Origin of the sequence: Mesorhizobium sp. M0340 (genome assembly GCF_040321535.1) — a bacterium.
Classification (GTDB): domain Bacteria; phylum Pseudomonadota; class Alphaproteobacteria; order Rhizobiales; family Rhizobiaceae; genus Mesorhizobium.
On sequence record NZ_JAMYRR010000004.1, the window covers coordinates 64,809 to 77,719 of the forward strand.

At 62.7% G+C, this 12,911-nt stretch carries 10 protein-coding genes and 1 pseudogene; 10 read left to right on the top strand and 1 reads right to left on the bottom strand.

Going from position 1 to position 12,911, the window contains the following annotated elements; all coding sequences use genetic code 11:
* Positions 1-64 precede the first annotated feature (64 nt).
* From NKI79_RS07035 to NKI79_RS07065, 7 genes and pseudogenes are all read left to right on the top strand, one after another.
* Positions 65-1,654: an ABC transporter substrate-binding protein gene (locus NKI79_RS07035; RefSeq protein WP_352800677.1), complete on the top strand. Its 1,590-nt coding sequence runs from the start codon at positions 65-67 to the stop codon at positions 1,652-1,654.
* 16 nt (positions 1,655-1,670) lie between these two features.
* Positions 1,671-2,630 carry an ABC transporter permease gene (locus NKI79_RS07040; RefSeq protein ID WP_352480056.1) on the top strand — a complete coding sequence of 320 codons (960 nt, stop codon included), beginning with the start codon at positions 1,671-1,673 and terminating at the stop codon, positions 2,628-2,630.
* A gap of 10 nt (positions 2,631-2,640) precedes the next feature.
* Positions 2,641-3,465, top strand: coding sequence for an ABC transporter permease (locus NKI79_RS07045; RefSeq protein ID WP_352480055.1), 825 nt, complete (start codon positions 2,641-2,643; stop codon positions 3,463-3,465).
* On the top strand, positions 3,465-5,165 hold the full coding sequence (locus NKI79_RS07050; RefSeq protein WP_352480054.1) for an ABC transporter ATP-binding protein: 1,701 nt from the start codon (positions 3,465-3,467) through the stop codon (positions 5,163-5,165). The genes NKI79_RS07045 and NKI79_RS07050 overlap by 1 nt, the downstream gene beginning before the upstream one ends.
* A gap of 93 nt (positions 5,166-5,258) precedes the next feature.
* Positions 5,259-6,098, top strand: coding sequence for an alkaline phosphatase family protein (locus NKI79_RS07055; RefSeq protein WP_352480053.1), 840 nt, complete (start codon positions 5,259-5,261; stop codon positions 6,096-6,098).
* Positions 6,099-6,229: 131 nt separating this feature from the next.
* Positions 6,230-6,793, top strand: a pseudogene (locus NKI79_RS07060) (sigma-70 family RNA polymerase sigma factor).
* Entirely contained in the window at positions 6,790-7,458 is a 669-nt protein-coding gene (locus NKI79_RS07065; protein ID WP_352800680.1) for an anti-sigma factor, read from the top strand. The pseudogene NKI79_RS07060 and the gene NKI79_RS07065 overlap by 4 nt, the downstream one beginning before the upstream one ends.
* 325 nt (positions 7,459-7,783) lie before the next feature.
* Here NKI79_RS07065 and NKI79_RS07070 read toward each other — a convergent pair whose 3' ends face one another.
* Entirely contained in the window at positions 7,784-8,806 is a 1,023-nt protein-coding gene (locus NKI79_RS07070; protein WP_352800682.1) for a substrate-binding domain-containing protein, read from the bottom strand.
* A gap of 352 nt (positions 8,807-9,158) precedes the next feature.
* Between NKI79_RS07070 and NKI79_RS07075 the strand changes: the two genes are divergently transcribed.
* From NKI79_RS07075 to NKI79_RS07085, 3 genes are all read left to right on the top strand, one after another.
* Complete coding sequence (locus NKI79_RS07075) at positions 9,159-10,514, top strand: ABC transporter substrate-binding protein (RefSeq protein ID WP_352800683.1); 1,356 nt, start codon at positions 9,159-9,161, stop codon at positions 10,512-10,514.
* Positions 10,515-10,739: 225 nt separating this feature from the next.
* Positions 10,740-11,753 (top strand): carbohydrate ABC transporter permease, encoded by a 1,014-nt coding sequence (locus tag NKI79_RS07080; protein ID WP_352800685.1) that lies wholly within the window; start codon positions 10,740-10,742, stop codon positions 11,751-11,753.
* Between the two features lies 1 nt (position 11,754).
* A complete protein-coding gene (locus tag NKI79_RS07085) occupies positions 11,755-12,909 on the top strand; it encodes a carbohydrate ABC transporter permease (protein WP_352667393.1) in 1,155 nt (384 codons plus the stop codon).
* Positions 12,910-12,911 lie beyond the last annotated feature (2 nt).

Consider the following 12,911-nt stretch of genomic DNA (forward strand, 5'->3'; position numbering starts at 1 on the left):
ATTCTCCCGATCGAAATGAGAAAAAACGACCATAAGGTCGGACCAACAGAGTGAGGAACTTAACATGTCGAACGAACTGGAATATCTGAGCTGGCGCGTTGCGTCCGGCAAGCTGAGCCGTCGCGATTTTCTCGGCCGGGCAGCAGCGCTCGGCGTCACCGCAACCTTCGCCAATTCGCTGCTTTCAAGCGCGGCGCGTGCCGCAGGCCCGGTCAAGGGCGGCACGCTGAAGGCCGGCCTGGTCGGCGGCTCTTCGGCCGACAGCCTCGATCCGGCGCTGTTCCTGACGCAGGTGCCGTTCGCCTTCGGCAAGATGTGGGGCGAACTGATCGTCGAGCTTTCCCCGGAAGGCACTCTCGAGAACCGCATCGCCGAGGAGATCGGCTCGTCGGACGACGCCAAGACCTGGACGCTGAAGATCCGTGACGGCGTCGAATTCCACAATGGTAAGAAGGTGACCGCAGAGGATGTGGCCGCCACCCTCGAACGCCATTCGGACGAGAAGTCGAAATCCGGCGCGCTCGGCTATATGAAAGGCATTGAGACCATCAAGGCCAGCGGCAAGGAAGTCGTGCTGACGCTGAAGGAGCCGAATGCCGACCTGCCCTATCTGCTCAGCGACTACCACCTGATCGTCCAGCCGAACGGCGGCAAGGACAAGGCCGATGCCGGTATCTCGGCGGGTCCTTACAAGGTCACTACCAACGAGCCTGGCGTGCGTCATGGCGGCGAGCGTTTCGCCAATTACTGGCAGGGCGACAAGATGGGCCATGCCGATCAGGTCGAGGTCATCGTCATCAACGACGCCACGGCGCGGACGGCGGCCCTGCAGGGCGGACAGGTCAACATGATCAACCGCGTCGAGCCGAAGATCGTCGACCTGATCAAGCGCCTACCCGGCGTCACCATCCGCAACCATGCCGGCCCTGGCCACTACGTCTTCATCATGCACTGCAACACGGCCCCGTTCGACAACAACGATCTGCGCATGGCGCTGAAGCTGGCGATCGACCGCGAGGAGATGCTCGACAAGATCCTCAGAGGCTACGGTTCGCTCGGCAACGACTTCCCGATCAATGCGGCATACCCGCTGTTTTCCGACGATATCGAGCAGCGCAAATACGATCCCGACAAGGCAAAGTTCCACTTCAAGAAGTCGGGCCATGACGGTTCAATCTTGCTCAGAACATCGGACGTCGCCTTCCCGGGCGCCGTCGACGCCGCGCAGCTCTATCAGCAGAGCGCGGCCAAGGCCGGCATCACGCTGGAGATCAAGCGCGAGCCGGGCGACGGCTACTGGAACGAAGTCTGGAACAAGCAGCCCTTCTGCGCTTCCTACTGGGGCGGACGCTCGACCCAGGACCAGATGTATTCGACCGCCTACCTGTCGACGGCCGACTGGAACGACACGCGTTTCCTGCGTCCGGATTTCGACAAGATGGTGCTGGCGGCACGCGCCGAGCTCGACAACACCAAGCGCAAGGCGATGTATCGCGACATGGCGATGCTCGTTCGCGACGAGGGCGGCCTCATCCTGCCGATGTTCAACCAGTTCATCGACGCGACGGGCGCCAAGGTTGCCGGCTGGGTGGACGATCCGCATCAGGAACTGATGAACGGATACGCTCTGGCAAAGTGCTGGCTCGAAGCCTGAGCCCGGCCTTGCGGATATGTCCTCACCCATCGTGAAACTGGTGGCCCAGCGCATTGCGCTGGGCATTCTCCTGCTGTTGGCCGTATCGGTTCTGATCTTCGCCGGCACCCAGATCCTGCCCGGCGACGTCGCGCAAGCCATCCTCGGACAATCGGCGACGCCGGAGTCGCTCGCCAATCTGCGCGAGCAGCTCGGTCTCAACGACCCGGCCTATATCAGGTATTTTCGCTGGCTCGGCGGCGTGCTCACTGGCAATCTCGGCACCGCGATGTCGAGCGGACAGGATATTGCGACCTCGATCAAGGGGCGGTTGTGGAACACGCTGTTCCTGGCCTTCTGGGCGGCGGTCGTGGCGGTGCCGCTCGCGATTATCCTTGGGCTGATTGCGGTGCGTTATCGCAATGGCTGGGTCGACAAACTGATCTCTGGACTGGCGCTCGCCTCGACATCGTTTCCGGAATTCTTCATCGGCTATGTGCTCGTCTATTTCTTTGCCGTGAAATACCAGATCTTCCCGGGCATCTCGACCGTCTATGACGGAATGCCTTTCGGCGAGCGCATGCAGGCGATCGCGCTGCCGACGGCGGCGCTGACCCTGGTGGTGCTCGCCCACATGATGCGCATGACGCGCGCCGCAATCCTCAACGTCATGCAGTCGGCCTATGTCGAGACCGCGGAGCTCAAGGGGCTTTCGGCATTCGCGGTCATACGCAGGCATGCCTTCCCCAATGCGATTGCGCCGATCATCAACGTCGTCATGCTTAATCTCGCCTATCTCATCGTCGGCGTCGTCGTCGTCGAGGTGATCTTCGTCTACCCCGGCATGGGGCAATATCTCGTCGACCACGTCACCAAGCGCGACGTGCCGGTGGTGCAGGCGGTCGGGCTGATCTTCGCCGCCGTTTATATCAGCCTGAACATCATTGCGGACATAGCGGCGATCATCGCCAATCCGCGGCTCAGACATCCGAAGTGAGGGGGCGGGTATGCTCGTCATGAAACGCATCCCCATCCCGGCGCTGATCGGACTGGTGCTGACGGCGCTGTTCGTGCTGGCGGCGATCTTTGCGCCCTGGATTGCACCGCACGGCAATGGCGAGATCGTTGGCGACGTTTGGGAACCGATGTCGGCGACACATTTGCTGGGCACCGACAATCTCGGCCGCGACCTCCTTTCGCGCATGATCTACGGCGCCCGCGTCACGCTGTTCATCGCGGTGCTGGCCACCGCGCTGTCCTTCTCGCTTGGGGCTATCCTTGGCTTCTCGGCGGCGGTTTTCGGCGGCTGGTTCGACACGCTGATTTCGCGCCTCGTCGATCTCCTGATGTCGATCCCGACGCTGATCATGGGCCTCGTCGTGCTCTCGGTGCTGCCAACCAATCTGGTGACGCTGATCCTGGTGATGGGCATTCTCGATTCGACCCGCGTCTACCGCCTGTCGCGGGCGGTCGCCGTGGACATCAACGTCATGGATTACGTCGAGGCGGCCAAATTGCGCGGCGAAGGCAGCATCTGGATCATCTTCCGCGAGATCCTGCCCAACGCGCTGTCGCCGCTGGTTTCCGAACTTGGGCTGCGTTTCATCTATGCCGTGCTGTTCCTGTCGACGCTTTCCTTCCTCGGCCTTGGCGTGCAGCCGCCTAGCGCCGATTGGGGCGGCATGGTCAAGGAAAACAAGGACGGCATCGTCTTCGGCATAGCGGCGGCACTGATCCCGGCAGCAGCGATCGCCGCGCTGGCGATTTCCGTCAATCTGGTCGCCGACTGGGTGCTCAACCGCACGACAAGCCTGAAGGGAGGACGCGGGTAATGGCTGACAAGCAACCAAAGCCCGGGCAACCGAAGTCTGGGCAACCGAAGCCCGGGCAACCGAAGTCCGGCGTGCTGCTCGACATCCGCAATCTGCGCATCGAGGCCACGGTATATCCGCCGGGCGAGGCGCCGAAGAACATCGTGCTGGTGCACGATGTCTCGCTGACGCTCGAAAAAGGCAAGGTGCTCGGATTGATCGGCGAGTCCGGCGCCGGCAAATCGACCATCGGCCTGTCGTCGATGGGCTACGGCCGCGGCGGCGTGCGCATCACCGGCGGCGAGGTCATCCTCAATGGCCGCGACATCCTGAAAAGCGGCAAGGAGGGATTTCGCAAATTGCGCGGCCGCGAGGTCTGCTATGTCGCGCAATCGGCGGCAGCTGCCTTCAATCCGGCGCACAGGCTGATGGACCAGGTGGTCGAGGCAGCACTGCTGCACGGCATCGCGACGCGGGCCGAAGCCGAAAAGCGCGCCGTGGCGCTGTTCAAGAAGCTCAGCCTGCCGAACCCCGAAACCATCGGCGAGCGCTTCCCCCACCAGGTGTCGGGCGGTCAGCTGCAGCGCGTGATGACGGCAATGGCGCTGTGCTCGGAACCCGACCTGATCGTCTTCGACGAGCCGACCACGGCGCTCGACGTGACGACGCAGATCGACGTCTTAGCGGCGATCAAGGATGCCATCCGCGACACGCATGTGGCGGCACTCTACATCACCCATGACCTAGCCGTCGTCGCCCAGGTCTCGGACGAGATCATGGTGCTGCGCCACGGCCGGCTGGTCGAATGGGGCGGCACGCGCCAGATCATCAAGGAGCCGCGCCAGGAATACACCAACGCGCTGGTTTCGGTGCATGAGATCGAACATCAGGAGCAGAAGCCCGGCACGAGCCCGTTCCTGTCGGTCAAGAACATCACCGCCGCCTATGGCCGCAGCCACATCAAGGTGCTGAAGAACGTCTCGGTCGATATTTTCCCGGGCCAGACGCTGGCGGTGGTCGGCGAGTCCGGCTCCGGCAAATCGACGCTGGCGCGCGCCATCACCGGCCTCCTGCCGCCCGAACAAGGCACCGTCACCTTCGACGGACGGCCGCTCGCCAACCGGCTTGCCGACCGGCCGAAGGAGGATCTGCGCCAGCTGCAGATGATCTACCAGATGGCCGATGTAGCGATGAATCCGCGCCAGACGGTCGGCACCATCATCGGCCGGCCGCTGGAATTCTATTTTGGGATGCGCGGGCGCGAGCGCGACAAACGGGTCGCCGAACTGCTCGACAAGATCGAGATGGGTAAGGGCTATGTCGACCGCTATCCGGCCGAGCTTTCGGGCGGCCAGAAGCAGCGCGTCTGCATCGCTCGTTCGCTCGCCGCCAAGCCGAAGCTGATCATCTGCGACGAGGTGACATCGGCGCTCGACCCGCTGGTGGCCCACGGCATACTGGAGCTGCTGCTCGAGCTGCAGAAAGAGGAAAACGTCGCTTATCTGTTCATCACTCATGATCTCGCAACAGTGAAGTCGATCGCCGATTCGATCGCGGTGATGTATCGCGGCGAGGTGGTGCGCTACGGCCCCAAGAGCAAGGTTCTGACGCCGCCGTTCGACGCCTACACAGACCTTTTGCTGTCGTCGGTGCCCGAAATGGAGATTGGCTGGTTAGAGAAAGCGATCAAGGGACGGCGCATGGCCAGCGCGGGGAACTAGCGGGCTGCCCCTTGCGCCCGACGATCCTGTCCGGGCGTGGATTGAACGGCAGGCCCGCCCTGACTTTTCCGATCAAGCCGCATGGAGGCGCCCTTGGCGCTCAACACAAAACTTCTGCTCATCATCCTAGACGGCGTGCCTTACCGGAACTGGCGACGGCTGATGGGCAATCTCGAAGGCTGGGTGCAATCCGGCGACGCGCGCGTGTGGAAGATGCGCTCCGTGCTGCCGTCGACCTCGGCATCCTGCTATGCCTCGATCCACACCGGCGTGCCGCCTCAAGTGCACGGCATCCTGTCCAACGAGAACCGGTTTCGCGTCGAACAGCCGGACATCTTTTCCGAAGTCAGCAGGGCCGGCGGTAAGACGGGTGCGGTCACCCATTCCTACTGGTCCGAATTCTTCCGGGCCTATCCGTTCGACCTGGTCGAGGACATAGAGTTCGACCAGCCGGGCAGGCCGATCAGCCATGGCCGGTTCCACACCATGACCGGCTACAACGCCAGCAACCAGATGACGCCGAGCGATGTCGACCTGTTCGCGACGTTGACCATGCTGACCAGGCGCTACGGCATCGACTACGGCATCCTGCACAGCTGCACGCTGGACTCCATGGGCCACCGCTTCGGCCATGACTGCCGCGAGATGGATCATGCCGTCTATGCAATCGACGCCATGCTCGCCGGCTTCCTGCCGCGCTGGCGGGAGGCCGGCTACGAGGTGATCGTCACCGCCGATCATGGCCAGACCGATCGCGGCCATCATGGCGGCCACGACGAAGAGATGCAGGATTTCGCACTTTATTACTTCGGATCCGGCGAAGGCCCGGAGGCCAATACGCTGCTCGATCAGCTGCAGCTCGCGCCGACAGTGCTTGCGCGCCTCGGCGTGCCGGTGCCGGTCACCATGAAGGCAAAGCCGTTCCTGAGTTGAGCGCGCCCTCTTCTCCCTCTGGCAACGCTCCCGCTCTTCAGTTAGCCTCCGCAAATATACGGCGGATGCCGGTGAACCTTTTTGGGCCGATCAGCGACAGAGCAGGCAGGAGCCAGGCGGCTCGACCGGCGATGACTGCCGCGGAGACCGATCGCGCGCTCGTCGAGCGCGTCGCGAAGGGCGACCGTGCCGCCGTGCGGCTCCTGTTCATGCGCCACCACGCGCGGCTCTACCGCTTCGCGGCACGCCAGACGGGATCGGAACTGATGGCCGACGATATTGCGAACGAGGTATTCCTTGAACTCTGGCGGCAGGCGCCGGCCTTCGAGGGCCGCTCGGAGGTCTCGACATGGCTGCTCGGCATTGCCCGCTTCAAGGCGCTGTCCCTGTTGCGCAAGAAGAGAGGAAGACTGGATCGACGACGATGACGCGGCGCAGCTCGCCGACGGTGCCGACACGCCGGAAGCCGTGACGATGAAAGAAGAAAAGGCCGCTGCCTGGCGACGCTTCGTCGATGCCATGCCGGAAGAGCACCGTACGGTGATCGACCTTGCCTATTATCACAGGCAATCGGTGAGCGAGATCGGCGAGGTACTCGGCATCCCGGTCGCCAGGTCAAGACCAGGATGTTCTACGCCCGCAAGGAACTCGGCGAAGCCCTCAAGGCCGCCGGTTACGACAGGGGGTGGCCATGAGCGCCGCTGAAAAGATGTCGCGCCGCGACGAAATGGAAATGCTGCTGCCGTTTTATCTGAACGGCTCGCTGGAGGGCACCGAGCTCGAAGCCATCGAGGAATGGCTGGCAAGCGATCCGGCGGCGATGGCCGCACTAGGCGAGGCCGAGGCCGAATTCTCCGGCACCGCTGCCGCAAAGGAGGCAATCCGCCCGCCTGCCGATGCGCTCAGTCGCTTTGCCAAGACGCTCGATGCCGAGGCCGGACCCGCCCGCGGGCCGGCGGCATCGTCCTGGCTGGCGCAGGCCTGGAGCCGCTTCATGGCGGCGCCCGCCGGCATTGCCTGGGCCGCGGCCGCGGTGCTGCTGGCCCTGGTCGTCACGCAATCCTTTGTGCAGACCGGCAACAGAGGTGGCGATTTCGAGATTGCCGGATCGGAAGACGATCTGGCCAAAATGCCGTTTGCCCTTGTGAAGTTCAAACCGGATGCGAAGCTGTCCGACATCGTCGCTTTTCTCGACCAGAACCAGTTGACGATCGCCGGCGGGCCTACCGCCGACGGCGTTTTCCGGCTCGGCGTTCCGGCCAAGACCGCCGCCGACTATCAGAAACTGCTTGGCCTTATTGCCGCCCAGCCTTTCACCGAAGCTGCCCTGGAGGGAAGGAAACCGGCTGATGGCGGCTAAGGCGGTCACTCGATTGACGGCGGCGATGACAGTCTTCGCCACGTCTGCCGTCGCACAACCAAAGATCCTAACCTCACCCAGGCGGAGATCGACTGCCTGAACCAGGGAAGTGCCGCCAACGCCGACTGCGCCAAGGCGGCTGCTCGGCAACACGCTGGTGCTGTTCGGCATTCCGGATGGCCGCCCGGTCGGCGTCATGCCGTTCTCCCGGAGCCGCTGCATAATGTTGGGCATCAGATATTGGGGCAAAACTCAATCGGCCGGTTACCTCAAATGACCGATATGGGTTCGAACTCGGTCGCTCAGGGTAATTAAGTTTTGATCCCTAGGCCGGGGCGCCGGCGACCGATCCCCTGACCACCAGATCGACCGGCCAGACCTCGCCGCGGGCGCCCTCCTCCAGGCCGGAAATCCGCGCCGCCAGCCGTTCGGCGATGCGTGCGCCGGCCAGGCGGATCGACGAACGCGTTGTCGACAAGGGCACCGAAAAATTTTCCGGCTTCAGCCAGGGAAAGACGTCATCATGGGCGATCAGCGACAGGTCGCCCGGAATGGTCAGGCCGAGATCGCGCACCGCGCGCACCACGCCGAGCGCCATGATCAGGCTGGAACAGGCGATCGCCGTTGGCGCGTCGCTTTGTTCCAGCAGACGCCTGGCGGCGCGATAGCCGTTCTCCTCGGTCATTGTCAGGGAACAGACATGCTGATCACGAAGCACCAGGCCGCTTGCCGCAAGCGCGCGTCGCACGCCGCGCTCGCGATGTACGGCGAAGGTCTCGCGATCGTCGCCATTGATAAGCGCCAGACGCCTGTGACCGAGCTGGACGAGAAGCCGCGCCGCCTCGTGGAAGGCGCCCTCATTGTCGATGTCGGTGAAGGGGTAGTCGAAATCGAAGCCTTCACTGCGGCCATGGACGATGAAGGGAATGCCGAGCGTGTTGACGAGCGCCACCCGCCGGTCGGCCGGCCTCGGCGAGGAGATATAGACCGCGTCGACCTGCCGGTTGGCGACAATGCGGCGGTAGGTCGTCTCCTGGTCGTCGGCATCGGCCGGTGACAGCACCAGGTCGAGCTCGTGCGAACGGGCATAGTCGCCGAGGCCGGACAGGAACTCGACGAAATGCGGGTCGATATCGACGGTCGCTCCCGTCGGCAGCACATAGCCGATCATGCCGGTCTTGCCGGTCGCCAGCCGGCGGGCGCTTGGATTGGGGCGATAGCCATGACGCTTGGCGGCATCGACCACCCGCCGGCGCGTTTCCTCGTTGACTTCCGGGTAGCCGTTCAATGCGCGGCTCACCGTTGTCTGCGAAAGCGCCAGCATGTGGGAGAGCTGCTTGAGGTTCACCGGAGGCCTCCAAACCTCAAAGCGCTTTTAATCTGAATCGATCTGGCCGCGTTGCCGAGCGCAGTGACCATACGCACGGTTCGGACCGGTTTGAAGCCGAATTTGCTGCTGCACCGCCAGAAAACTGTGCTGCAGCGCACTTTTGCCGGCACCCGGTCGCAAAAATTAAATCGATTAGCCTGGCTTCCTATTGACTCGCGGTCAATTCAGTGGCGAGATCAAAATGACCAAAGCGCTTTGGAAGACTCCACGAAAGGTTGCAGTTCCTTTCCGACTGAGTCACAGTCCTGCGGCGCCGGCGGACGGAATGGAGGTTTCGTTCGGTGTTTGTCACCACTGGGAGGGAATACCGATGAAGAAAATGCTTCTGCTGGGCGCTGCGTTTGCCACGCTCGCCCTGGCCATGCCCGCGCAAGCCGAACTGAAGTTCAAGCCGGGCGAAGATCCCCGTTTCAACTGGGCCAACTACGAAGAGCTCAAGAAGGTCGACCTCAAGGGCGAGACACTGACGATCTTCGGGCCGTGGCGCGGCGAGGACGAAGGGCTTATCCGCACCGTTCTCGATTATTTCTCCGAAGCCACCGGCGCCGAGATCAAGTATTCCTCGTCGGAGAATTACGAGCAGCAGATCGTCATCGACACGCAGGCTGGCAGCCCGCCCAACATCGCCGTGCTGCCGCAGCCGGGCTTGATCCAGGATCTGGCATCGAAGGGCCTATTGACGCCGCTCGGCGACGACACGGCCAACTGGGTCAAGGACAATTACGGCGCCGGCCAATCCTGGGTCGACCTCGGCACGTTCAAGGACAAGGACGGCAAGCCCGGCTTCTTCGCCTTTCCTTATAAGGCCGACGTGAAATCGCTGGTCTGGTACTCGCCGGACAATTTCGAGGAAGCCGGCTACAAGGTGCCGAAGACGCAGGAAGAGCTTGCCGAGCTCGAAAAGAAGATCATCGCCGACGGCGGCACGCCATGGTGCATCGGGCTTGGTTCGGGCGGCGCCACCGGCTGGCCGGCGACCGACTGGGTCGAAGACATCATGCTGCGCACCCAGACGCCCGAGACCTACGACAAATGGGTGAAGAACGAAATTCCGTTCAACGATCCGGCCGTGGTCAACGCCATCGACATTTTCGGCAAGATCGCGACCGACGACAAGATGGTCGAGGGTGGCGCCAAGGCGGTTGCGGCGACCGATTTCCGCGACAGCCCGAAGGGCCTCTTCTCGGTGCCGCCGAAATGCTATCTGCACCACCAGGCATCGTTCATCCCGACCTTCTTCCCGCAAGGCACCAAGATCGGCGAGGATGCCGACTTCTTCTATTACCCGCCCTACGCCTCCAAGCCCGAGTTCGGCACTCCGGTGCTCGGCGCCGGCACGCTGGCCATGATCACCAAAGATAGCAAGAGTGCCCGCGCCTTCATCGAATTCCTGAAGCTGCCGCTCGCTCATGAGATCTGGATGGCACAGGGCGGCTTCGTGACGCCGTTCAAGTCGGTCAACAAGGACGCCTATGCCAGCGACGCGCTGAAGAAGCAGGGCGAGATCCTGGCCAACGCCTCGACCTTCCGCTTCGATGGGTCCGACCTGATGCCGGGCAAGATCGGCGCCGGCGCCTTCTGGACCGGCATGATCGACCTGGTCGGTGGCAAGTCCGCCCAGGACGTCGCCACCGACATCCAGAAAAGCTGGGACGCGATCAAGTAAGCGGCCGGCTCGAGTCCCATGTGATGCGGTCCGGGCCTCAAACGGCCCGGACCTTCTTCGGTGCCTGGCGTCGCGTCGATTGTCGTGAGCACGACGCATTCCGGCATGACGCGCGCCCAGTGACCTGCTTTTCGGCTGGTCGCGCTCCAGACAACTGAATCGGCGCATGATCCCGTCGCCAAAGCCATTCTCGACTGGCGGATCCGTGCGCAGGGGGAGGGACCCATGGCGGCTCAGATTTTTTCGGCGATATTCGTCATCATCATCGGCGTGGGCGGCTGCGTCGCCTATTTCTGGGGTGCCAACAAGGCACTCGACACGATCTTTCCGGCACGCGGCGTTTCCGGCAAGGCGGCGATCGACAATCTGCGCCGGCAAGGGGTGATCCGGCCCTGGCTGTTCGTCGGCCCGGCGATGATCATCCTCACCATTTATCTGATCTACCCGGTGGTGGAGACGCTGAGGCTGTCGTTCCTCGATCGCGGCGGCACCCATTTCGTCGGTTTGGCCAACTATCAATGGGCGTTCGGCGACCGCGAGTTCCGCAATTCGATCCTCAATAACATCCTGTGGCTGGCGGTGGTGCCGGCCGCCTGCACCTTCCTCGGCCTGATCATCGCCGTGCTCACCGACAAGATCTGGTGGGGCACCATCGCCAAGAGCCTGATCTTCCTGCCGCTCGCCATCTCCTTCGTCGGCGCCAGCGTTATCTGGAAATTCATCTACGAATATCGCGGCGAGGGCCAGACACAGATCGGCCTGCTCAACGCCATTATCCAGTATTTCGGCGGCCAGCCGCAGGTCTGGATATCGCTGCCGTTCTGGAACAACTTCTTCCTGATGGTCATCCTGATCTGGATCCAGACCGGCTTTGCCATGGTCATCCTGTCGTCGGCCTTGCGCGGCATTCCGGAAGAGACGCTGGAAGCCGCCGTCATCGACGGCGCCAACCCTTTCCAGATCTTCTGGAAGATCATGGTGCCGCAGATCTGGGGCACCATCGCCGTGGTCTGGACCACCATCACCATCCTGGTGCTGAAGGTTTTCGACATCGTGCTGACCATGACCAACGGCCAGTGGAACAGCCAGGTGCTGGCCAATCTGATGTTCGACTGGATGTTCCGCGGCGGTGGCGATTTCGGCCGCGGCGCCACCATCGCCATCATCATCATGATAGCGGTCATTCCGATCATGGTCTGGAACATCCGCCAGGCGAACAAAGAGACGGAAGGGCATTGAGATGACTGTCTCGACCGGAAAGTCCTTTGTCAGCCGTTTCGGCGTCCACATCGCCGTCTTCATCTTCGTTGCGATCTGGACGATCCCGACACTCGGCATTCTGGTCTCGTCGCTGCGCGACAAGGACCAGATCATCGCTTCTGGCTGGTGGAACTCGTTCACCAGTTCCAGCCAGACGGAGGCCGGGCGGCTGCCGCCCGCCTCGGCGCAGGTCGAGAAGGACGGCAAGTTCGTCCTGCAAGGCAACATCTTCGGCGACGGCCCTGCCCGCAACATCAGCGCCTTCGGCGTCAAGTCGGCAGCGCCGACGCAATATCCCGCCGGCACGACAGCCGATCTCGGCGACGGCGTGACCCTGCAGCTCAATGCCGACGGCAGTTTCGTCATGACCTCGCCGAAGGCTTTTGAAAGCGAACGCGGCCAGCGCGTCTATTACGCCTCCTCGGCGCCGCCGAAATTCACCACCGACAATTACGACACGGTGCTGTTTTCGGAAGGCATCGGCCGCTCCTTCATGAACTCGCTGACCGTCACCATTCCGGCGACCGTCATCCCGATCCTGATCGCCGCGTTCGCCGCTTACGCTTTGGCCTGGATGCGCTTTCCCGGCCGGGCTCTGCTCATCGCCGTCATCATCGGCCTCCTGGTCGTGCCGCTGCAGATGTCGCTGATCCCGCTGTTGAAGCTCTATAACGGCGTCGGCAGCTTCTTCGGCGTGCCGTCGAAGACCTATCTCGGCATCTGGCTGGCGCATACCGGCTTCGGCCTGCCTTTCGCCATCTATCTGTTGAGGAGCTATATCGCCGGCCTGCCACGCGAGATCATGGAGTCGGCGCGCATCGACGGCGCCAGCGATTTCGAGATCTTCGTCAAGATCGTGCTGCCCTTGTCGTTCCCGGTGCTGGCCTCGTTCGCCATCTTCCAGTTTCTCTGGGTGTGGAACGATCTGCTGGTGGCGATGGTTTTCCTTGGTACCGAGGGCGACCAGATCGTGCTGACCGCCAAGCTCAATGCGTTGCTCGGCTCGCGCGGCGGCGACTGGGAGATCCTGACGACATCGGCCTTCGTTACCATCATCGTGCCGCTGATCGTGTTCTTCTCGCTGCAGCGCTATTTCGTCCGCGGGCTGCTTGCCGGCTCGGTGAAAGGAGGTTGAGA

Excerpts from the sequence above, each read along its gene's own strand:
- NKI79_RS07050 (WP_352480054.1), top strand. The coding sequence starts at position 3,465 with ATGGCTGACAAGCAACCAAAGCCCGGGCAACCGAAGTCTGGGCAACCG.
- NKI79_RS07035 (WP_352800677.1), top strand. The coding sequence starts at position 65 with ATGTCGAACGAACTGGAATATCTGAGCTGGCGCGTTGCGTCCGGCAAG.
- NKI79_RS07075 (WP_352800683.1), top strand. The coding sequence starts at position 9,159 with ATGAAGAAAATGCTTCTGCTGGGCGCTGCGTTTGCCACGCTCGCCCTG.
- NKI79_RS07085 (WP_352667393.1), top strand. The coding sequence starts at position 11,755 with ATGACTGTCTCGACCGGAAAGTCCTTTGTCAGCCGTTTCGGCGTCCAC.
- NKI79_RS07080 (WP_352800685.1), top strand. The coding sequence starts at position 10,740 with ATGGCGGCTCAGATTTTTTCGGCGATATTCGTCATCATCATCGGCGTG.
- NKI79_RS07040 (WP_352480056.1), top strand. The coding sequence starts at position 1,671 with ATGTCCTCACCCATCGTGAAACTGGTGGCCCAGCGCATTGCGCTGGGC.
- NKI79_RS07065 (WP_352800680.1), top strand. The coding sequence starts at position 6,790 with ATGAGCGCCGCTGAAAAGATGTCGCGCCGCGACGAAATGGAAATGCTG.
- NKI79_RS07045 (WP_352480055.1), top strand. The coding sequence starts at position 2,641 with ATGCTCGTCATGAAACGCATCCCCATCCCGGCGCTGATCGGACTGGTG.